The sequence below is a fragment of the Microcystis sp. T1-4 genome (assembly GCF_000297435.1).
GTDB lineage: Bacteria > Cyanobacteriota > Cyanobacteriia > Cyanobacteriales > Microcystaceae > Microcystis.
Genome location: NZ_CAIP01000083.1, coordinates 1 through 20,511, shown reverse-complemented (window position 1 = coordinate 20,511; position 20,511 = coordinate 1). Strand labels below are relative to the sequence as shown.

At 42.4% G+C, this 20,511-nt stretch carries 25 protein-coding genes, 1 tRNA gene and 4 pseudogenes; 7 read left to right on the top strand and 23 right to left on the bottom strand.

Features of this window, described 5'->3' with window-relative positions:
• Nucleotides 1-431, bottom strand: a pseudogene (locus tag MICAI_RS04510) (IS4 family transposase); the annotation flags it as partial.
• A gap of 71 nt (nt 432-502) precedes the next feature.
• Between MICAI_RS04510 and MICAI_RS25700 the strand changes: the two are divergent.
• Nucleotides 503-631: pseudogene (locus MICAI_RS25700) on the top strand (IS4 family transposase); the annotation flags it as partial.
• A gap of 286 nt (nt 632-917) precedes the next feature.
• A pseudogene (locus MICAI_RS04505) lies at nt 918-1,370 on the top strand (transposase); the annotation flags it as partial.
• A 91-nt stretch (nt 1,371-1,461) separates the two neighbouring features.
• Here MICAI_RS04505 and MICAI_RS04500 read toward each other — a convergent pair.
• Nucleotides 1,462-1,535, bottom strand: a tRNA-Arg gene (locus tag MICAI_RS04500).
• Between the two features lie 163 nt (nt 1,536-1,698).
• Nucleotides 1,699-1,890 carry a hypothetical protein gene (locus tag MICAI_RS04495; RefSeq protein ID WP_039899592.1) on the bottom strand — a complete coding sequence of 64 codons (192 nt, stop codon included), beginning with the start codon at nt 1,888-1,890 and terminating at the stop codon, nt 1,699-1,701.
• 206 nt (nt 1,891-2,096) lie between these two features.
• On the opposite strand from MICAI_RS04495, the gene MICAI_RS04490 reads away from it, so the two are divergent.
• Nucleotides 2,097-4,622 (top strand): mannose-1-phosphate guanyltransferase, encoded by a 2,526-nt coding sequence (locus tag MICAI_RS04490; RefSeq protein ID WP_008198389.1) that lies wholly within the window; start codon nt 2,097-2,099, stop codon nt 4,620-4,622.
• 79 nt (nt 4,623-4,701) lie between these two features.
• Here MICAI_RS04490 and MICAI_RS04485 read toward each other — a convergent pair whose 3' ends face one another.
• Nucleotides 4,702-6,084: a flavin monoamine oxidase family protein gene (locus tag MICAI_RS04485; protein WP_008198387.1), complete on the bottom strand. Its 1,383-nt coding sequence runs from the start codon at nt 6,082-6,084 to the stop codon at nt 4,702-4,704.
• 109 nt (nt 6,085-6,193) lie between these two features.
• Here MICAI_RS04485 and MICAI_RS04480 point away from each other — a divergent pair, with 109 nt between their 5' ends.
• On the top strand, nt 6,194-7,042 hold the full coding sequence (locus MICAI_RS04480) for a M28 family metallopeptidase (protein ID WP_008198385.1): 849 nt from the start codon (nt 6,194-6,196) through the stop codon (nt 7,040-7,042).
• Between the two features lie 261 nt (nt 7,043-7,303).
• Here the strand turns inward: MICAI_RS04480 and MICAI_RS04475 are convergent, their stop codons facing one another.
• The 19 genes and pseudogenes from MICAI_RS04475 to MICAI_RS04390 all read right to left on the bottom strand — a co-directional run bounded on the left by MICAI_RS04475 (nt 7,304) and on the right by MICAI_RS04390 (nt 18,398).
• Nucleotides 7,304-7,576 carry a type II toxin-antitoxin system RelE family toxin gene (locus tag MICAI_RS04475; protein ID WP_008198383.1) on the bottom strand — a complete coding sequence of 91 codons (273 nt, stop codon included), beginning with the start codon at nt 7,574-7,576 and terminating at the stop codon, nt 7,304-7,306.
• Complete coding sequence (locus MICAI_RS04470; RefSeq protein ID WP_008198381.1) at nt 7,563-7,775, bottom strand: hypothetical protein; 213 nt, start codon at nt 7,773-7,775, stop codon at nt 7,563-7,565. Before MICAI_RS04470 ends, MICAI_RS04475 begins: the two co-directional genes overlap by 14 nt.
• A gap of 30 nt (nt 7,776-7,805) precedes the next feature.
• The gene (locus MICAI_RS04465) at nt 7,806-8,105 is read right to left on the bottom strand and encodes a hypothetical protein (protein ID WP_008198379.1); all 300 of its coding nucleotides are present in this window, start codon (nt 8,103-8,105) and stop codon (nt 7,806-7,808) included.
• The gene (locus MICAI_RS04460) at nt 8,098-8,349 is read right to left on the bottom strand and encodes a hypothetical protein (protein ID WP_008198377.1); all 252 of its coding nucleotides are present in this window, start codon (nt 8,347-8,349) and stop codon (nt 8,098-8,100) included. Before MICAI_RS04460 ends, MICAI_RS04465 begins: the two co-directional genes overlap by 8 nt.
• 192 nt (nt 8,350-8,541) lie before the next feature.
• On the bottom strand, nt 8,542-8,775 hold the full coding sequence (locus MICAI_RS04455; RefSeq protein ID WP_008198375.1) for a DUF433 domain-containing protein: 234 nt from the start codon (nt 8,773-8,775) through the stop codon (nt 8,542-8,544).
• A 131-nt stretch (nt 8,776-8,906) separates the two neighbouring features.
• On the bottom strand, nt 8,907-9,119 hold the full coding sequence (locus tag MICAI_RS04450; RefSeq protein WP_002763392.1) for a hypothetical protein: 213 nt from the start codon (nt 9,117-9,119) through the stop codon (nt 8,907-8,909).
• Nucleotides 9,116-9,544, bottom strand: a complete 429-nt coding sequence (locus MICAI_RS04445; RefSeq protein ID WP_008198370.1) for a hypothetical protein — start codon at nt 9,542-9,544, stop codon at nt 9,116-9,118. Before MICAI_RS04445 ends, MICAI_RS04450 begins: the two co-directional genes overlap by 4 nt.
• A 517-nt stretch (nt 9,545-10,061) precedes the next feature.
• Entirely contained in the window at nt 10,062-10,298 is a 237-nt protein-coding gene (locus MICAI_RS04440) for a DUF4926 domain-containing protein (protein WP_002743276.1), read from the bottom strand.
• Between the two features lie 12 nt (nt 10,299-10,310).
• Nucleotides 10,311-10,631 (bottom strand): DUF6883 domain-containing protein, encoded by a 321-nt coding sequence (locus MICAI_RS04435; protein ID WP_008198364.1) that lies wholly within the window; start codon nt 10,629-10,631, stop codon nt 10,311-10,313.
• Nucleotides 10,632-10,680: 49 nt separating this feature from the next.
• Nucleotides 10,681-10,875: a hypothetical protein gene (locus MICAI_RS04430; protein WP_008198362.1), complete on the bottom strand. Its 195-nt coding sequence runs from the start codon at nt 10,873-10,875 to the stop codon at nt 10,681-10,683.
• Nucleotides 10,869-11,069: a hypothetical protein gene (locus tag MICAI_RS04425; protein ID WP_002743272.1), complete on the bottom strand. Its 201-nt coding sequence runs from the start codon at nt 11,067-11,069 to the stop codon at nt 10,869-10,871. Before MICAI_RS04425 ends, MICAI_RS04430 begins: the two co-directional genes overlap by 7 nt.
• A gap of 161 nt (nt 11,070-11,230) precedes the next feature.
• Complete coding sequence (locus MICAI_RS04420) at nt 11,231-11,437, bottom strand: type II toxin-antitoxin system HicB family antitoxin (RefSeq protein ID WP_002792160.1); 207 nt, start codon at nt 11,435-11,437, stop codon at nt 11,231-11,233.
• Nucleotides 11,438-11,442: 5 nt separating this feature from the next.
• Entirely contained in the window at nt 11,443-11,652 is a 210-nt protein-coding gene (locus MICAI_RS04415; RefSeq protein ID WP_002734197.1) for a DUF6887 family protein, read from the bottom strand.
• 81 nt (nt 11,653-11,733) lie between these two features.
• Nucleotides 11,734-12,006, bottom strand: a complete 273-nt coding sequence (locus tag MICAI_RS04410) for a type II toxin-antitoxin system RelE family toxin (RefSeq protein ID WP_002795818.1) — start codon at nt 12,004-12,006, stop codon at nt 11,734-11,736.
• Entirely contained in the window at nt 11,993-12,205 is a 213-nt protein-coding gene (locus tag MICAI_RS04405) for a hypothetical protein (RefSeq protein WP_008198347.1), read from the bottom strand. Before MICAI_RS04405 ends, MICAI_RS04410 begins: the two co-directional genes overlap by 14 nt.
• Nucleotides 12,206-12,249: 44 nt before the next feature.
• On the bottom strand, nt 12,250-13,734 hold the full coding sequence (locus tag MICAI_RS04400) for a GUN4 domain-containing protein (RefSeq protein ID WP_008198345.1): 1,485 nt from the start codon (nt 13,732-13,734) through the stop codon (nt 12,250-12,252).
• 263 nt (nt 13,735-13,997) lie between these two features.
• Nucleotides 13,998-14,063 (bottom strand): annotated as a pseudogene (locus tag MICAI_RS27740) (4-Cys prefix domain-containing protein); the annotation flags it as partial.
• A gap of 158 nt (nt 14,064-14,221) precedes the next feature.
• Nucleotides 14,222-16,333, bottom strand: a complete 2,112-nt coding sequence (locus tag MICAI_RS04395; RefSeq protein ID WP_008198343.1) for a bifunctional arginine dihydrolase/ornithine cyclodeaminase — start codon at nt 16,331-16,333, stop codon at nt 14,222-14,224.
• A 301-nt stretch (nt 16,334-16,634) separates the two neighbouring features.
• A complete protein-coding gene (locus MICAI_RS04390) occupies nt 16,635-18,398 on the bottom strand; it encodes an SWIM zinc finger family protein (RefSeq protein ID WP_008198341.1) in 1,764 nt (587 codons plus the stop codon).
• Between the two features lie 115 nt (nt 18,399-18,513).
• On the opposite strand from MICAI_RS04390, the gene MICAI_RS04385 reads away from it, so the two are divergent.
• The 3 genes from MICAI_RS04385 (at nt 18,514) to MICAI_RS26270 (ending at nt 20,258) form a co-directional block, all read left to right on the top strand.
• Nucleotides 18,514-18,795 (top strand): ParB N-terminal domain-containing protein, encoded by a 282-nt coding sequence (locus tag MICAI_RS04385; RefSeq protein WP_002765183.1) that lies wholly within the window; start codon nt 18,514-18,516, stop codon nt 18,793-18,795.
• Nucleotides 18,796-18,808: 13 nt separating this feature from the next.
• A complete protein-coding gene (locus MICAI_RS04380; protein ID WP_008198332.1) occupies nt 18,809-19,501 on the top strand; it encodes a helix-turn-helix domain-containing protein in 693 nt (230 codons plus the stop codon).
• A gap of 202 nt (nt 19,502-19,703) precedes the next feature.
• A complete protein-coding gene (locus MICAI_RS26270) occupies nt 19,704-20,258 on the top strand; it encodes a hypothetical protein (RefSeq protein WP_008198329.1) in 555 nt (184 codons plus the stop codon).
• Nucleotides 20,259-20,511 lie beyond the last annotated feature (253 nt).

Sequence of the window (20,511 nt, the reverse complement as noted above, 5' to 3'; positions counted from 1 at the left end):
GCAAGAGGTCTAATGAACCGCATACGCTCATCACTGTTGGAGTTTCCCTTTTTCTTGAGCAGCCACCACAAGATGGGAATGGCGACTCCTTCGTGGACTATGCCTACAGTCAGGATGTTGTAGCAATGCTCGCCCAACTCCCAGGTAGTCCGGTCAAGACTCAACACCCAAGGCTGGGGGAGCTTCAACCAACCCACGACAATTTTCGCAATTTCAGAATAATCAAGCTCGAAGTTGCGGAAAAAGCGTTGTAATCTCTTGTAGTTCGATTCTTTGAGGGCTTTACCTCCAAATCCTACTGCTAACTCGCTCAGATTGACGGTTTTGACTTTAATTAAGGCTAGTAGGAACAGTGCTAGAAACGAGAGCCTGGCTCCATGCCATGCCAGATGGGGTTTAAGGGCTTGCTTTAGGGCGCTATACTGGTTCATAGGGTTTTAGAGATTGGTTCTATTTCTCATAAAACCCTACTCTCGCCTACTTTTCAAGCTTTTTGTCCTGTACTGAGGGTCGTCGTAGCCAAAGTCTTTTTCGCTTAGGTTTTGACCATCTTCGTCATCTGATTCTTAACCCTTCTTTGCCCAATCATCGGGATTTTCTTCATTCCCTACAATTTTTGTCCTGTACTTAGCTTTTCAGTTATCGGGAGTCGGGATTAGTTTTGATGAACTCTTCGAGAATTTGAAGTTCTGCTTCGATTTGATTCTCCAAACACTTATATTTGTCGTCCTTTTATTCTAAAATATTTCGGGATTGTTGTCGGCATTCTAGTTTATATATCATTTAGGCGCACTATATTTGCCTTCTGGCTAATAGCAATAGTCTTTTTTCTTAGACATAAGTTTTCTTAATTAATTTCTCTAAGTATTTTGTATCAGATGTTACTAAATACTCTGGTTATTCAAACTTTTCCATCTACTGACTATGGCTTTCATGGTCATTTGCTAGTGACTCAGACGGGTATTATTACGGGTTTTTGCCTCACCGCTGCCAATGGGAGTGAACGAGAAGCTCTTTGGGATTTCGTCCCTTCGATTAAGGGGCTACTCATCGGAGATAAGGGCTATCTGTCCGCTCCACTAAAAGCCGAACTGCAACAGTATGGTATCCAATTGGCGACTCCCTGTCGTTCCAATATGCAGGATTTGCCTTCCCCTAACTATCTCAAGCTACTCCAGAGAACCAGACGTTTGCTCGAAACTGTGATTGGACAACTCAGTGAGCGTTTTTCGATAGAAAAGTTGTGGCCAAGAGATTTGTGGCATTTAATCAGTCGTCTGAACCCTAAGCTTTTAGCTCACACAGTTTGCTACTGGCTTAATCGTCATAGCCCTGACCCCTTGCAGTTTCAGTTCCTTGTCTCCCCTTAGTTGCACATCGCCTTAATTCATAATTCATAATTCCCACACCCCACTTCCCCACTTCCCCATACCCCAACGCCTAACTGATCACTGAAAAAGGCGGGATCGGCCGGGATCGAACCGGCGGCCTAGTGCTTAGGAGGCACTCGCTCTATCCAACTGAGCTACGACCCCTTTTTTCCCTAACCATGATAAGCCATCCACGGCTAAATTGCTGATCACCATAAATTATTTAGGTTTTTTTTGGGGGGGGTAATCTGGACTAATCCGGCAGAAAACGCCTCGATACCCACCCTCTTTCCTGTTTTATGGCGGCGATTTTGGCAGTATGTTAATTTTATTTACCCTTGAGGGCTTTTTGAAAATTCTTGCGATAGGCGGGATTAACAGCCAACAGAAGCGGCCAGAACAGGGTTAGAGCCAAACGATTGGGTAAACTGGAACTAAAATTAGTGCTTCTGTATCCATTCCAGAATTTCCAACCACCGACACCGTAAACAATTATTAAGAGAAAAACAACCAGTCTCATGTCATCTCATCCTTGGATTTAGACAGTTCACATCTCCCATTTTAAGCTTGGGTTTTGCCAGCTTGGGAAAAGAAAATATTGTCCTGAATCGGGGGGACGGTGTTAGAATGCCGGTTAGGAACTAGCTCGATCGAGGTCGGGAAACTAAAGCCATAATTTGCAAAAACTATTTAAAAACGGCGAAAAGATAGCCTTGGGAGGAAATTATGCGAGCGGTATTAATGGCAGGTGGTTCGGGGACAAGATTACGTCCGCTTACTTGTGATCTTCCCAAACCGATGGTACCGATCCTCAACCGTCCGATCGCCGAACATATTATTAATTTACTACGAAAGCATGACATTACTGAAATTATCACCACCCTGCACTATCTCCCCGATGTCCTGCGGGACTACTTTCAAGACGGCAGCGACTTTGGAGTAAAAATCACCTACGCAGTGGAGGAGGATCAACCCCTAGGCACCGCAGGATGTGTGAAAAATATTGCCGAATGGTTAGATGATACCTTTCTGGTAATTAGTGGCGATAGTATCACCGATTTTGACCTGCAAAAAGCGATCGCATTCCATAAAAGCAAAAACTCGAAAGCAACCCTCGTGCTGACGCGGGTTGCCAATCCGATCGAATTTGGGGTAGTGATTACCGACAAAGAAGGCAGAATTCGCCGTTTTATCGAAAAACCATCCACCAGTGAGATTTTTTCCGATACTGTCAACACCGGAACCTATATTCTCGAACCAGAAGTCCTCGATTATCTCCCCTACAAAGAAGAAGCCGACTTTTCTAAAGATTTGTTTCCGCTGCTGCTGCAAAGGGGCGAACCTATGTATGGTTATGTGGCCGATGGTTATTGGTGCGATGTCGGTCATCTGGAGGCCTACCGAGAAGCGCAATACGACGCTTTATCCGGCAAAGTTAACCTAGAATTTCCCTATCGAGAAAAATCCCCCGGGGTGTGGGTCGGCACTAATACCTATATCGATCCTAGCGCCCAGATCGAGGCACCGGCCATGATCGGCAATCATTGCCGCATTGGTGCAAATGTTCTGATCGAGAGGGGTTCGGTTATCGGCGATAATGTCACCATCGGTGCCGGTTCCGATCTGAAACGTCCCATCCTCTGGAATGGTGTAGTGATCGGAGATGAGGTCAATTTAGCCGCTTGTACGATCGCTAGGGGAACCAGAATCGATCGACGGGCCCAGGTACACGAAGGTGCGGTGATCGGACAATTATCGATCGTGGGGGAAGAAGCGCAGATCAATTCCGGGGTAAGAGTCTGGCCGAGTAAACAGATCGAATCGGGAGCCATCCTCAATATTAACCTGATTTGGGGAAATACTGCCCATAAAAACCTCTTTGGTCAACGAGGAGTATCGGGCCTCGCTAACATCGATATCACGCCCGAATTCGCCGTTAAATTGGGGGCATCCTACGGTTCCATTCTAAAACCGGGGTCAACGGTAATCGTCTCCCGAGATCAACGTAGTGTCTCGCGCATGGTCAGTCGATCGCTGATTGCCGGTTTAATGTCCGTGGGGGTGAATATCCAAAACCTACAAGCGAATGCTTTACCGATTTCGCGGACTTTAGTGGCTAAATTAAACGTAGTCGGTGGAATTCACGTTCGTATTCACCCCGATCGCCCGGATTTTCTCTTAATCGAGTTTTTAGACGAAAAAGGGATTAATGTTTCCAAAGCTAGGGAAAAGAAAATCGAAGGGGCCTATTTCAAAGAAGATCTGCGACGGGTGGGAATGCAGGAAATCGGCAGTATGTCCTATCCGGCTGATATTCTCGATAATTACCGCAAAACCTTTGAAACTCAGCTAAATGTGGAGGCTATTCGCAATAGTAGCTCCAAAATCGTCATTGATTACGCCTACGGAGTCTCAGGAGCAATTTTACCGGAATTACTGGCCAAATTTGGCTGTGATGCCGTGGTTCTCAATGCCAGTTTACGTCAGAATGCCCTTTCCATGCAGGAAAGAGAGTTACTAATCCATCAATTGGGCCATGTGGTGGAGGCCCTGAAAGCGAACTTAGGGGTACAAGTTTCGGCCAACGGGGAACAATTAGTCCTCGTCGATGAGAGTGGTTTATCGATTCGCGGGGAACAATTAACTGCTTTAATGGTGAACACAATTCTGACCGCCCATCCTCGCGGTACAGTGGTAGTGCCGGTTCATGCTTCTAGTGCCGTGGAACAGATCGCGCGTCGTCACGATGGCCGGGTGGTGCGGACAAAAGCCAGTCCTAGCGCTTTAATGGAAGGATGTCAAACCAATCCTAACGTGGTTTTAGGAGGCTCTGGGCAAACTGGGTTTATTTTTCCGCAATTACATCCCGGGTTCGATGCCATGTTCAGCGTGGCGAAACTTTTGGAGATGTTAACCATTCAGGAACGTTCTCTAGCTCAGGTGCGGGCTGAGTTACCGCGCATTTACAATAAGAATACGGCGGTGCGTTGTCCTTGGAAAGTAAAGGGATCCTTGATGCGCTATCTGGTGGAGACTCACGCTACCGATAATCTAGAGTTAATCGATGGGGTGAAGGTGATTAATCCCCTTAATGATGACTGGGTGTTGATTTTACCCGATGCCGGAGAACCTTTAGTACATATCTATGCTAACAGTGAGCAGCGGGAATGGGTCGATCGGACAATTAAAGAATATCGTCATCGTGTCCAATATTTCGTCGAACATTACCAAGGCGAAATAGTGATGATTTAGGATTTTTTTGCCCTATTATCCACGAAAATTGACTATGATGACTTTTTTGACCTAAAAAGTGTCCTAGCCCTGTAGATGCTCATTTTTCCCGTAAAAGCAAGGCGATTCGATCGGCCGCTGCCTCACCGGTGCGGATCGCTCCCTCAAAAAATCCCGGCCAGCGATCAGCCATTTCTGTGCCGGCCCAGTGAATCGGTCCGACGGGAGTAAAAAGAGCCTCGCCGAAACTTGTCCAGACTCCGGGGGGCATAAAAGCGGAATATGCTCCACCAGTCCAGGGATCCCCGGGCCAATCCACCTCATCGTAACTGATCGGCAAAAGGGCCTCTTGACCGAAATAAATAGCTAAATCCGAGAGGACGGCGGCACGACGCGCTGGTCCACTCATGGAGCGCCAACGAATATAGCGATCGCCAACCACAAAGGTGGCGATTACCCCGACGCCGGTTTCGGGATCGGAACTATCAGCACAGAGTTCCAACCATTGACAATTTCCTTGGGCAAGTCCCGCTAGTCCCTGTTTTCGCCAGAAAGGTCGCTCATAGGAAATCAGGACTTTAGCGCAGCATCCCATCGGTACTCGTTGGGTTAGTTGTTCTCGCTGGGGTGGCAGCGGGGGATGATAAATAATGCGGCCGGCAAGATGGGGCGGCATGGCAATGATGGCAAATTTCGCAGTAAAAGTGTTCTGGCTGGTTTCTATGGTCACGCCGGCCGAGTCATAATTAAGGCGAACAACCGGTTCCCCCAGTCGAATTCGCTCTCCTAATTCCGCCGCGATCTTGTCGGGAATTTGTCCCGCTCCGCCATGGATCAGTTCGGCTTCTGGATGTTCAGCTTGAGCGGCGCAATTTTGTCCCCAAAGAACGTGCAGCAGTGAGACTTGTTGGGGTTCGGCTGGCCCGAGAAACCCGACGGCACGGGCCATATAAGCAAAATACCATTGACCAAAATCTGTGCTGGTGTTTTCTTCAATCCACTGGGCAAAAGTTTTACTGTCTAGTTTTTTGGTGTGATCGTTGCTTTGGGGATAACCTGAAGGTAGGGTTTTGGCTAGTTCTTGAAAACGCGCCCATGCTGACATCGCATCTTGCCATTCTGCTGCGCCGATATCGGGTACTTCTCCCTCGTGGAAACCTTGAAAAAAACCATTAAATTCATAGCGTTTGTTGTTGAACACTAGAACGGTTTTTCCCTGATTGGGAGAGGGAAAACGACGTATTTGATACTCATCAAGGAGGGCTAAAAAACGCTCTTGGGTTGGGCCCACCCACTGACCACCTCGATCGATCCACTGTCCGGAGGGGAGATATTGACCAGACATTCTGCCACCGTAACGATTTCGCGCTTCGATCACCAGAACTTGATGACCTTGCCTCTGGAGATTCCGCGCGGCGATTAATCCCGCTAATCCCGCCCCAACAACGATACACTCATAGCTAGTCAACTGGAGATTTGTCATGATTTTAGCTCCACAGAATATTTTATAATTAACAATTATTATTCTCCCCGATTTTTCCCTCAGTTTCTCTATCCATTGGCTCTTTTGATTAAATTATCTGCTGCCATCAATGTTTGATCTTCTTAGCGATCGCTTAAGCCAACACCTAGAACAAATTGTCCGAGAAAGAAACCCTTTTTTCTCTAGTCAAGGACATTTTTATGTGCGAGAATACCTGCGGCAAGAGTTAGGCAATTGGGGAAAAGTTGAATCACATTTTTTCCATTTTCAGGGAAAAAATTACGAAAATTTAATCTTGGATTTGCCTAACAACAGTCAAAAACCTCCGATTTTAATTGGCGCTCATTATGACACGGTGCCGGGGTCGCCGGGGGCTGACGATAACGCCACGGGATTAGCGGTATTATTAGAATTAGCGAGGTTTTTTGGGGAGAATCAGGCTAATTATCCAATTCGTTTAATTGCCTTCGATCTAGAAGAATACGGATTACTGGGGAGCATTGCCTACGCAGAAAAATTAAAACAAACTAAGCAGGATTTAAGGTTAATGTTATCCTTAGAAATGCTCGGTTACTGTGATAAAAATCCCCATTCTCAAAAATATCCAGCTTTTCTAGAATATTTTTATCCCAACACTGGGGATTTTATCGCTTTGATTGGCAATCTCAAAACCCGCAAGGATTTAAATTTTCTCAGTCGAGTCCTGCGGGAAAATCAGACTCCCTGCGAGTGGTTGCCCGTAATTTTTGGAGGTTATATCGTCCCCGATACTCGACGCAGCGATCATTCTCCTTTTTGGAGTCGCGGTTATTCGGCAATTATGGTGACAGATACGGCTAATATGCGTAATCCCTATTATCATAGTTCTCGGGATACAATCGCTACTTTGGACTTAAATTTCCTAACACGAGTCTGTCAAGGTCTCTGTTTTGGATTGCAATCTTTACCGATGAGATAAAAGTTAGTGTGTAGTCCAGTAGTGGACTATTTCAGCTAAAATAGGGCAATAGATTTCGGCTTAAAGTCCTAGATTATAGAATTTATAGCATTTTTCTAATACACCAAATTAGCTGAAACAGTCCACTACAAGATTAGCTACAAGATTAGCGATCGCACTAAAATATAAATAATTTTGAGTCGGCTATCATAGCGGAATAGGTATATCGGTTGGTAGAGAAAAGATAAGCAACTGACAAATAAAGATAGCAGTATCTTTCTATCAAGGAAAAGTTTTGTAAATTTCTCTACGATGTGCGACTCGTTGACAGATGATGGTTTGATTGGGTCTATCAATAGTCAGGTCAATCCTATAATCTGCAACTCTAATTTTATATTTATCTTTATGTCCTTTCATTTTATCGAGATAGTCTAATTCAAAAGGATTGTCAGTTTCTAACTGGTAAAATACGATCAACTCAATACGAGATTGTATGTCCTTTAGCAAAGAGGCTAATTCTTTTAAAAATCTCTTGTTGTATTCAACCTTCCACATTTTTGTTTTTAAGCAACTCTAAATATTGTAAGGCTTTTTCTTTGTCTAGGATTTGATCATTTTCAACTTCTTCGATGAGTTTTCCTAGTCCGTAATCCTCTAGGATTTCTTCGATTTTTTCAAATTCAGCAATGGGAATCTGAACAGCAATCGGCTTTTGATCTTTGTCTAATACATAGTTTTTGGTAATTTCTAGCATTTGGAGTTCCTCTAAAAGTTCTCTAGATTATTATTGATAAGCTGAATCGTGATCGGAATGTAAAGAAAGTATTCGTAAATAATCACCTTCTCTAGCAGCAATTGCTCTACATTTTTGCGTGATTCTAAAACTGTACAAGGTTTCTCCTTTTTGACCTTTTTTAGAATTAATCTTCTCCCATTTTAATCCTTGATCTTGATATAACTGCTCCCAAGTTAGTTGAGAAATTTTCCTGAAAGTTTTCAGAGCGGATAATGCTTCACTTTTGGGTAAATTGAATAAATCTCGCTGAAAAATCGGGTTGTTTAGATCAAGTAAAACCTCACTCATGATTGTCGAGTTTGCTCTCTAGGGATTCTAGATCTGATAACTGCGGTGGATGATTAGCATTCCATATCAGAGCTTGATCTAATTTTTCTCGAAAAGGCGATCGATTTATCCAGTCTTCGTTTACGGGAGAGCGATCGAGTAAATTTTGATAAAACTCATTCCACAGTTGACCCCATTCTTTTAGATCGATAACAACTGCTGTTTTTTCTCCTGTTTCATCGACAATATACTGAATACCTTTCATGATTTAAATTGTTGTGAGATGGATATTAACTAATAACTATATTTTAATCGATTCACGAGAAGATATGGATTTGACAATTTTATCCCGTTCCCATATTCTACCGGGGAACGCTCTCTTCAGTTTCTACCTGAATACTGGTTTAAGGTAGAGCCTTAGATATGGTGTTCTAAGGCAGAGCCTCGGAATAAGAAATCATGCCGAAGTGAAGCTAACGATATAATCGGATACAGCCCAAGCTGCATAATTAATAGCCTGACGAATATCTTCCTCCTCTAACTCTGGATAAGCCTCTAAAACTTCCTGAATAGATAACTGACTAGCCAACAGTTTCAGAACAAATCCTACAGTGATACGCATTCCTCGAATCGTTGGCTGTCCAAGACATATTTGTGGATTAACAGTAATACGGTCTAGCTCTTTAATCACTGTGGAACTCCTGAGATAAACTTATTCTGTATTGTTACATACAGCAATGAATTGTTATCGCTTTAACTCTTGTGTTGGCAATGAATTGGCAATTAATCAGAATCAATCTATAGCGTTTCGCTCAAGCCAACCTAAGAGGCTGTTGTGTTGACGTTGAAAGCTTTGGTGTGTTCTTCTCGAATTTTATGAATTTCTTCAGCATACTTGAGAGTAAACCCGTAGGATTCCGCAGCCTTTTCCGCAGCAATGCGAGACTTAACTAAATAGTCATGGATAGACGTGCATTCCTCCGATAATCTTGTTTGAGTTTTATCTTTTTCTTGCAAAATCTCTGAGTGGATCATAAGTTATTCTCCTCTTTGAATAGTTCAAGTGGTGTGACAATTTCAGGTGTTGACAAACCAAGGCGGGCATTGATAACGCGAATATGCTTCCGTTTGTTAGCATTCGCTAGGTGGTTGCAATTCCAAGTAACGAGATATTGAATGTCGAAATAGCTGGCATAGGCAAGATAAAACTCGACAACTTGTTCAAGAGCAGAAGTCGGCGGTAGTAAAGGAATCCTCGAAACCAAATGAATAATTTCAGCTTTACGCGGATAGTTTCCGTTGGTTAGTTCTTGAAGCACGGCATCCGAAATATATAAATCATAATAACTGGACATCTCCGACCACCACTTCCTTGTGATTTCGGTAAAAGTTTTTAGAGCTTCACGCTCATCAAAGTAATAACTCGGAACCGTGGAATCCAAGTACACTTTTTCTTTCATGATAATAACTGATCGAGAAGACTAAATCAAAGCCTGAAGCAGCCGTATGGTAGCCCCCTCTATTCTACTATCCTATCTCTGTAACGAAGTTATTGCACTGTCATGCTTGACCTCGATCATTTCTCATAGCGATCGCACTTGGACTCGATCGCATTGAAGCTTCTCCATTTTATCCCAAACATTAGCGGTGCGTTACACGCGCGTTTTCGCACCCTACAAGATCAGCGATCGCACTCCTCTTATATTGTTACATACAGCAATGAATTGTTATCGCTTTAACTCTTGTGTCGGCAATGAATTGGCAATTAATCAGAAATTAATATAAGCAATTATTGTAGGTTGGGTTGAGCGAAACAATACTGGGTCGAAAATGGCTCAATTCGATTGTTTAAGCGAAACCCAACCACCCCAAAGGTTACTACTGAAATTGACTCACCGAGAGCGTTAAAAACCTCTAAAATTGCTCCCATTTCGCCATTGCTAGGATGGGGGATTAAATCCACTAAGAATAACAGAATTATATAATTTGCAATTCATCCTGTTTAAGATTTTGAATTGATTCAATCTTGGAAACTTCTACAGCGATAACTGTATAGGCTTTTCCCTGATTATTTAACACTTCTAAAACATAGCCATCCTCTTGGCCTTCGGGTCGAGGACAATAATCCACGATAATCGCGTGAGTGCCACGAGACAAATTAGATTCTGGCAAATCTTCGGTTAATTGAACTTCGGAAAACATATCAAATTTCATAGTCTAACTCTTTTAATCTGGTAATAAAGTCACAAATCTTGTTTCTTTCGTAAGTGAGTCGATAATCCAATAGGTAGAGACTCGTAAGTTTATCCCGTTCACCCCTTGTAAAAGTCCTTTAATTTCATAAATATCACCGAACTTTGTTTGTTTATTTAAGGTGGCCTCGTTGAGAAGAATACGTCTTAAATCTTGTTCCAATACCTGCCAGTTGTCTAAATTATATCCCGCTTGTGCCAGAAAGCCTGATTTATCATCTTTGGGTTGTAAAACTAGCAAATACCAGGTTAATTTAGCTGGTGGGATTGTCGCATTGGGATTTAAATAAGGCATTTATATTGTAATTTAGCCAATTTCTTTATAGACTTCTATAAAATAGATTTTACAGTATATGCGGGCAGTATTGCCAGGCTTTTTCTTTGTCTAGGATTTGATCATTTTCAACTTCTTCGATGAGTTTTCCTAGTCCGTAATTCTCTAGGATTTCTTCAATTTTTTCAAATTCAGCAATGGGAATCTGAACGGCAATCGGCTTTTTATCTTTGTCTAATACATAGCTTTTGTTAATTTCTAGCATTTGGTTCTCTCAATAGTATCATTTTCGCTATTTTTTGTCATGTTTTGGGCGGTATTTAACCGAACTAATTTTCTACCACTTTTCCCTTGTCTCTCCCTCCAATCAGCGCAGATAGCTTTTATATCGTAGTTGAAAGACTTGGCGTGTTCTTCTCTAATCTTATGAATTTCTTCGAGTATTTCATCTTCCCACATAGCTCATTCTCCCATTAACTCGTAAGGTGTACAGATTAGCGGTAATTTGTAGCCGAAATCCGCGCATATATTGAGAAGTTTTTTCTGAATTTGAGCATTAGTAATATGTTTACAGTTCCATGTTAACAGATAAAAGTCGCGGACAGGATGCAGGTGATCGGTTACGCTTCGATATACTCGCAATAGGTGGCTGGTTGGGGAATTGGCAGCCCTTCCTCTTGTAATCCATCTAGATGAAATTGAATTGCTTCTTTCATATTTTCTGCGATTTCCTCTAGGGTTTTACCTGTAGTAACACAACCGGGTAAATCAGGAACATAAGCGGAATAGTTATTTTCAGCTTTTTCGATAATAATCGCATAACGCACGATTTCTATTCCTCAATTATTTGATTTAATTTTTCCTTGAAAATCGTTTCTATTTCTTTATAGGACATCGTTTGAGGTGCGGGATAGTTAAACCCGTCTTTTTTTCGGCTTAATAATACTTCTAGTGCTTCACTAAAAATAGCTTCTTCATTTCGATGTTCCGAAAGATACTGACGGAGTTCTGCGTTAGTCATTTCCGAAGGTGATTTTTTCATAATTCAAAGTTCCAATTCCCCTGTTCATCGATTAAAATGATTAGAAAGCAATTGACAGATAAAGATAGCGGTATTTTTCTATCAAGGAAAAGTTTTGTAAATTTCTCTACGATGTGCGACCCGTTGACAGATGATGGTTTGATTGGGTTTATCAATAGTCAGGCCAATCCTATAATCTGCAACTCTAATTTTATATTTATCTTTATGTCCTTTCATTTTATCGAGATAGCCTAATTCAAAAGGATTGTCAGTTTCTAACTCGGAAAATACGATCAACTCAACGCGAGATTGTATGTCTTTTGGCAAGGAGGTTAATTCTTTTAAAAATCTCTTGTTGTATTCAACCTTCCACATTTTTGTTTTTAAGCGATTCTAAATATTGTAAGGCTTTTTCTTTGTCTAAGATTTGATCATTTTCAACTTCTTCGATGAGTTTTCCTAGTCCGTAATCCTCTAGGATTTCTTCGATTTTTTCAAATTCAGCAATGGGAATTTGAACGGCAATCGGCTTTTGATCTTTGTCTAATACATAGTTTTTGTTAATTTCTAGCATTTGGTTTTCCCTCCGATACAATTCTTAAAAATTGGCTGTTACCTTTATATGTTACATTCTACAAGTCTCGACGCGAGAGACCTATAAAACAACGCCCCCCCCACGAAATGTCCCCTCCTTAGCGTCCCGGTCTCGTCAATATAAATGTCAAATGTCCTGTTGTCGGCTCTCGTCAATAAAAACGGGAGGTGTCCTAGGGGTGCTTTTAGGTCAAAAGTACAATTCCAGTAGCTGTATATCCAATTATTCACTCGCCAGCCTACCCTATCTCCGAAAGCGTTCCAAACTCTTTCATTATACTCCCGCGTCCCACCGAGTTCGCGGTAGATTTTCGCCTGCACGGAAAAACCAAAGCGACCGCCACTATATTTAACCCATAATTGGTCAATGGTTCGCAAATCCTCGCAGGGAAAATTATCGATATCTTCTACCCGTAGCCATCCCTCTTTTGTTCGGTTAGCTACCTGTAGCATCACTCTTGCGGTTTCTTCGTCCGCTTGCTTCCATTGCTGCCGTTTTAATAAATCTTCTAAGTTCCGATAATCGATTCCTTTGGCGCTTTTAAGCTGAATAGATGGGGGAGTTTGAGTAACGGAAATAACGGGATTAACGGGTTTTTGAATAGTTGTCTGGGGTATAGAGACTGATGTTTTTATCTGCAAAGCTTGCAACACTTCCGAGGCGGATTGATAGCGTTTTTTTGTGCCAAACTCGATTAATTTATCAAGAATATTCCCTGAATCATTACTAACAGGATTATTAACCAACCACTGTCGCCATACCCATTGGTGTTCCCCACCATCGAATAAATCAAAGGGAGATATTCCAGTTAATAAATAAAGGCAAGTTACACCCAAACTATACAAATCACTGGCATTAACTGCCTTGCCATTTCCCTGTTCAGGGGCAATATATTCGGCAGAACCGATAATTGTTCCCGTCATGGAACGATTTAAAGGACTGACAAATTTTGCTGCGCCAAAGTCCACTAAAATCAATTTATTATCGCTTTTTCTGCGAATAATATTTTCGGGTTTAATGTCGCGATGAATTACTTGTTTACTATGAATAAATTCTAGAATCGGTAAAATCTCTGACAAAAGATGTTTAATTTTGGCTTCGTTAAATACTCCTTCCTGTTTTAATTCTTGTTCGAGATTTTGTCCTTCGATATATTCCTGAACGAGATATTGTCGCCCGTCATTAGCGGTAAAATAGGCGTAAAGTTCGGGGATTTGTGGGTATCTTCCCAAACTATCTAAACGAATCGCTTCTTCTTTAAATAATTCTGCTGCTTTTTGTAAAGTTCCTGTTCCCTGTGCTGACGGGAAAAATTGTTTAATTACACAATAGGGTTTTGAAGGTTTATCCTCATCTATCGCTTGAAATGTTTTACCAAAACCCCCTTGACCGATTAATTTTAGCGCTCGATAACGTTCTCTGAGCAGTAATTGAGAACCGCACTTATGACAGAATTTATCCGTGGGGGTGTTTTTGTGCGAACAATCGGGATTGAGACAGAGACTCATAGCCGTTTGACAAGTATGGGAAGATTAACCCCTATTATACTAAATCCGTTGAGTAACGCACAGAAAACGGGTTTCTCCGAGTTTTCTGCTCATGCACTCATGCAAAAAAGGGAATAAATAATCAGCAATTATTGTAGGTTGGGTTGACGCAAGGAAACCCAACAAAGAGTAACCTTTGGGGTGGTTGGGTTTCGCTTTTTCAGTCGAATTAAGCCATTTTCGACCCAGTATTGTTTCGCTCAACCCAACCTACGAGGCTCTATCTTATGACAGAATTTATCCGTGGGGGTGTTTTTGTGCGAACAATCGGGATTGAGACAGAGACTCATAGCCGTTTGACAAGTATGGGAAGATAAGCCCTATTATACAAAAAGAAAGCAAGCTAGGGCGACTCTAGTGGGCAAATTTTCTCTGATAATTGCTTAAAAATATCGATAAAAATAGGTGAGTTAGCAAAGCGTAACCCACCCGATATCTATTTGCGGTTTTAAACCGTTTCTACCAAGGGACGGGTTAACTTATCCAACTGTTGGGTTAACAGACTCAGGAATAAACCCACATCGGTGACGATACCGACGGATTCTACGGAACCTCGATCGCTTAATTTTGTCACCACGGCCGGGTTAATATCAACACAGACCATTTTCACCCCCGCCGGTGTCATATTGCCCACACCGATGGAATGGAGCATACTAGAGAGCATGAGAATCATGTCTGCACCTTGAATTAAGCGGGAATATTCTTCCTGTGCTTTAATTAAATCCATCTCCGTATCCGGAAGCGGACCATCATCGCGAATTGAACCGGCCAAACTGAAGGGGACATTATTCTTGACGCATTCATACATTACACCTTTTGTCAATACCCCGGCCGATACAGCTTTGGCGATGCTGCCGTGGCGACGGATGAGGTTGATAATCTTGAGGTGGTGACGATGGCCACCGCGCACGGGGATGCCTTTCTGCATATCTACCCCTAAAGAAGTACCCATGATCGCCTGTTCCATGTCGTGAACTGCGATCGCATTTCCCCCCAGTAAAGCGTGAACGTAACCATCGCGGATTAAACGGGAGAGATGTTGCGCTCCTCCAGTGTGAATGACCACCGGACCTGCCGTTACTACCACTTTACCGCCCTGGTCGCGAATTTGGCGCATTTCCCAGGCAATCTGCTCCACGGTTAACTCGACTCGGCGCTCGCTGGAAACCCCCGCACCCATAAAGGTAAATTCCTGGGTGCTGTTGCGTTGTTCCCTGGATTCCGCCTGTCGGATAGTACGGATGCCCTCAACTCCCACCATAACGCGATCGCCAGCTTTTAAATCCCGCAGGAGAGTACATTTCGCGGTTTTGCCTTCTGGACTTTCAGTGACGACGATGGCTGCATCCATGCGTTGATTTTCCACCCGCACCCATTCACAGTTAACCCGCACTTCCGTGGGATAGATGGTGCTGACATAAAAATCATCGGGAGCGACCCCATCTTGTGCCACCACTGCGGTATTGACATCACAGATTTCTTGAGGACGAGCGGCCGCACCGAGGTCGATCAATTGTACCATGATCTCCTCCATTACCTCGTGAGAGGGTGCAGAAACCCGCACTTCGGCCGAGGAGGTACTTTGGCGCTCAATCCCTAAGGTGAAGTTTAAAACCTTGAAACTGCCGCCATTTCCCACCACAACATCGAGAGCTTTATTCATAATTCCCGCGTCGAGCAGATGACCTTCTAGCTGGAGAATGCGACTTTCAATGGTGACATTAGCGTGATGGTCTGGAATTAAGGGTTCGGTGGTACGCAGGGTTAAACATTTAGCGGCTCCCCCTGCTTTTAAGAACTCCGTCAGGGGAGTTTGTACCACTTCAAACCCTTTTGACACTAACTTATATTGTAAATCGTCACTAATTTTATTCATGACGATTACTTGACCGATATTCACAGCATTACAAGCAAAGTTAACCGCATCGGCTTCTTCAACGATAATGCGTTTTTCTTCGGGAATTTTTAACTCAATTAACCGATTAGAATAGGCATCAAAAGCATCGGGATAGTAGAGGAGATAACCGCCACTAAGGGGACAAAAACAGGTATCAAGGTGATAAAAACGTTCATCGATTAAACGTAAGGATAAAACCTCGATATCGAGCCATTTAGCGATTAAAGGGTGGGAATCTAACTCGGTTCTGAAGCCATATCCTGCCCATAACCAACGTCCTTCCCGATCTAATAGTGCGTCTCCTGCACCTTCAAAGGGTAAATCTTTTGGCAGTTCGTGAACCGTAAAACCGTTATCTTCAAACCACTGTTTAAAATAGGGTTCTTCTCCCTGTCTTTCTTTGTGTAAAAAGCGACTGAGAACGACTATTTTTTCCAGAACTAAACCTGCATTAGCGGTAAAAACCATGTCGGGCCAGCCTTTTTCTGGTGGGACTAAATCCACGAGCGCCCGATCTTTGAGAACATGATAAAGCTGCTGCCATTGTTGCCTAGCTTTTTCCTGGGAAGATTTGTGAATGTTGCCCTCCATCCAAGGATTAATCACATAATCCACATCGTAATGATCGGGAGAACACATCAAAAAGCGAATAGTTTCAGTCATATTTTTTGACAATGAATATTCAGTATAAGTAGTCTGGAGATAAGTTTAGACCAATCTTCCATTATACTCTACTTTGCCCCGAAATGTCACTAGGCCTAAGATTAGGACAATTCCCGCTCTACAAGCTAAAAACAGCATAATTTTAGCCGATAACTGACGGCGAAGCTGTTAAGTATTTAAATTGCTTGTGAAGATAAGGCAAGAGGAAACCCCCCCCGATGTCGGGGGGTAGGGGGGGTGGGGGAGATTCAGCTGCTCTAAGGATAGGCGGTTAAAATGGGTCTTAGCTTAGAAGCTTAAATCATTGTAAATCCTGATGTTTAAATAACCCCATAAATTTCGATTTGCGTCCGTGTTCCTTAATTAAACTTTCCCGATAAGTTTGCCATTCTTCCCGTCTTCCCGACATATAAAAAGCATTACGAGCTTTTTTTAGCCATTTAATTGCTTCTTCGTAGCGATCAGCCTTTTTTTCGTCGAGTATCTCTTCCGCAGCAGAACGCGCGCGATCGATCACCCAGTTAGGATCGACGGTAGCAGCCGCATCCATTATCCGCCAAATTAGGTGAGACTGCACATAGGAATTATCAGAAACGACTTTAATTGCATCTCTAACTAAATTTTCGTGGAGAAATATATCAATTTTAGCCTCTGTGGAACGTCCACCGCTAAACTCGCGCAAGTAATCTAACAAGTCTAGTTTTAAATCGGGCCAATCTTGCCCCGCTAAAGACTCAATTTTTTGGTAATGGGAAAAGGAAGGTTGGTCTTGAAATGCCTTAATTCTAGCGGCCAAAGCTGTATCTATATCCCCTAAAGATTGCGCTAGTTCACTTGTCCAGAGAGCTAATTTATAATGATAATCACCTGGGAAATTTAGACCACTTCGGGCAATTATGAGAGCGGATTCTGGTGCGGATTCATCGCGTAAAGCTTTGGCAAAAAAGAAAGCTTCATCGTTTTTAGTTATCATATTTTTTGCCGATGCCATCGCTTCGTCAATGCGATCAAGATAGACTAACTTAGTTAGGTATTCTACCACTTGTCCTGAAGCTAAAGCTAGATTCAAATACTCCTGATCTTTTTCCTGCTGCTCGAAAATTTCTAAGCGAATAGAAGTCAATGTTTGGGCATAATCGGGGATATTTCCTGACCACATTTCTGAAAAATTAGCCGATTCTCCTCGTAAAATCTTCTCTAAAACAGGATCATCCCATCCCTGTTGTAAGGCTGCTAAACTCATCTCAAAATCGGCACTCCATTCATGCTGCCATTGCTCGATCTTTTCCCTTAAATCTTGCTTTTCTTGGGGATTAAATTCTTTGCTTAAAATTGCTGCAGTTAAAACTCGATCGATTCTATCACTTAAATCATCATTGACAGCACCGTAATTTTCTAAATCATCCCATTCCTCGATACAGGCGCCAATAATTGCTTCTAAAACAGCGATCGCATTATCCGGTTCTCCCTTTTGATAATAATCTTGGGCCTCATCCACCAGGGCATAAATTTCATCAGAAATTGGATCTTCTTCGCAGTAATCTTCTTCGATCGCTCGCAGGAATTGCCGCAGTTCATTACGGACAGTATTACGATAAGTTTTGATATTAATAGTTATCTTTCCTGCTGCTTTATTGACTGGGGTATCTGGAAATAAAAACTTATCAATTGCCTCGATAATTTCTGGGTGTTTAGCCACTAAATGATTAAGCAATTTTCTTAATTTACTTTCATCAATCGGTGTCAATAACTCCTCTAGGGAGGCTTTTTTAATAATTAATTCTGGTTGGCGAGAACAGGTTAATAAAACCGCCACAATATGCTTACACCAACCCTCGTAATCGTAGGGACAGGAACAGGAGACATTCTCAAGATTTTCTTGGTTAAAATCCATGACAACTCGATAGGGTTTAACCTCACTACCACGGACTAAAGCTTGCAGATTTTGCCCCCGTTGCCAAAGAGAAATAACTGCATCGCTATCGTAATAATACCGACCGCGCTGATAGGAAGCATTGGTGCTATTTTGCCGGATAATTTTTTCATTGATAGGAGGAATAGTCATAGTCAGAAAAGGAGAGGATTGGGTGATAAAATCTTGTCTGTGTCAAGAAAACTGCCAGCACCGAGACAGACCACTGCATCAGCAACCGAGTCAACTTATCTTCAGTTTAGCCTAAATGTGCTATAGTGAAGACACTATGGAAATTAAAAACATTCCTCTGTCCCAAATTCGTCGTCCTTTACCGCGACAAACCGATCCCGAAAAAGTTAATCAGTTGATGCAATCGATCGCTGAGGAGGGATTACGAGAACCGATCGATGTTTTGGAGGTGGATGGTAACTACTACGGTTTTTCCGGTTGCCATCGCTTTGCCGCTCATCAGCGTCTCGGTAAAGAAACAATTCTCTGTCGAGTTCGTCGCGCCCCTAAATCCGTTTTAGCTAAACACATCGCTTAAGCTGAGAATTCCCATGAATGAGTCCTTATATAAATATCATCGGCAAAAATTAGAGCAGTTAATGGCAGAAATTGGCTGTAAAAATCTGGAAGAATTGAGTCGGTTATCGGGTCTATCTTCTTGGCAATTGCAGAGAGTTCGCCATGGCTTAATCGCCAAATTATCCTCTGAATCTTTGGTGAAATTAGCTAATGGGCTGCAGCTGCCAGTTAGCGATCTCCTTGCTCATTTTCAAATCCCGACGATGGGGACAGAGGATCGTTCAGGGGAATCAAAAATTCTCGAACAAGAGTATCAAAATTTACAGCAAAAATTAGACAAGCAAAAAGAAGAATTAGCCGCAGAATTTCAACGTCAAAGCATCGAAGCGATCGAATCTTGGTTAGTTCAATGGCCTACGGCCGAGGCCGTTGCCCGCAAAAATCCCGACCTAGCAGCCGTCAAAATCCTCTCCCTAGTTAAACCGATTATGCAGTTACTGGAGCGCTGGGGAGTGCAACCAATTGACAGTGTCGGTGATCATGTTAGTTATGATCCGCAAATCCATCAATTGATCGATGGTCAAGCAGCAATCGGTACACCCGTTTTAGTTCGTTATCGGGGCTATCGTCATGGGGAAAAACTACTTTATCGTGCTAGAGTGAGTTTAATTAAAGTAGAAATGCCAGAAATTCAACCAGCAGAAACAGAAAATGTCACCCCTTAAAGCGATGATTCTTACATAGCTTTAGTGCTGCGAAAAATTCTCTCGTAGTCTGCTTTTATCGAAAAAATCGGGTCTAAAACCTTGCCTTAAGGCGAAAAGTTTTTGGAGCGGAGCATAAATCCCCATTACAAAACTAATGGCTACTTGATAACCGCCCCCTGAACGGTTAAAATAAGATTATGGGTGATTCGGAGAAAAAAATATGTCAACGCCCTACGATAACTGTTTTGACCACATTACTGATCCTGTCCAACGAAATTCTGTTCGCCAGCAATGGTTACAGATGCTTGACGGAGGTTTATCTGTTGCCGATGTTAGGATGCTCCTAGATAAGTACCCAGATTTTCAGTTTGCAATTAGTCGGTGGATTCCCTGCCAGCCTGCAAGTCTCGGTTTTAGTTATGATACAATGGACAGGTTAAAGGAGTTTCTTGCTACTTTGCCTGAGTTTAAATATGTATTTGATAAGTATGTTTCTAACCTTGTTTCTGAACCAGGTAAACAACCGGAATATGAAAAAGAATCAAAATTAAACAAGCTTGCCACCATATTTCCTGAGTTTAAACAGGTAGCTGAAAAGTATATAGAAGCCAGCCTAAAATATCACAAAGAACAAAGAGAAGCCGCAGAAAGAGAACGATTAGAAAGAGAGCGAAGAGAATCGCCAGAAGAAAGAAGGGAAAGAGAACGGAAAGAATATGAATATCTGTATCCCGATAGCGATTGGTACAGCGAACATAGAACACGCTATCTTTAGAATCTAGGAATTTTTCCAAAAATCCTAACCTAGACAAAAAGAGTAAAGGAGAAGAATTGAAAACAATTTTCATAGAGATTACCAATTTTTTTCTCTATCTATGTCTTCCGTAGCCGTAGATTGGGTTGAGCAATAATAACTTTTGTCTGTCAAATGTTAGCGACGCTTAAGCGAAACCCAACCACACCAATATCGTCAAGAATGTTGGGTTTCGCTCAAACCATTGAATTGAGCAGTTGGCTCTTCTAGGTTC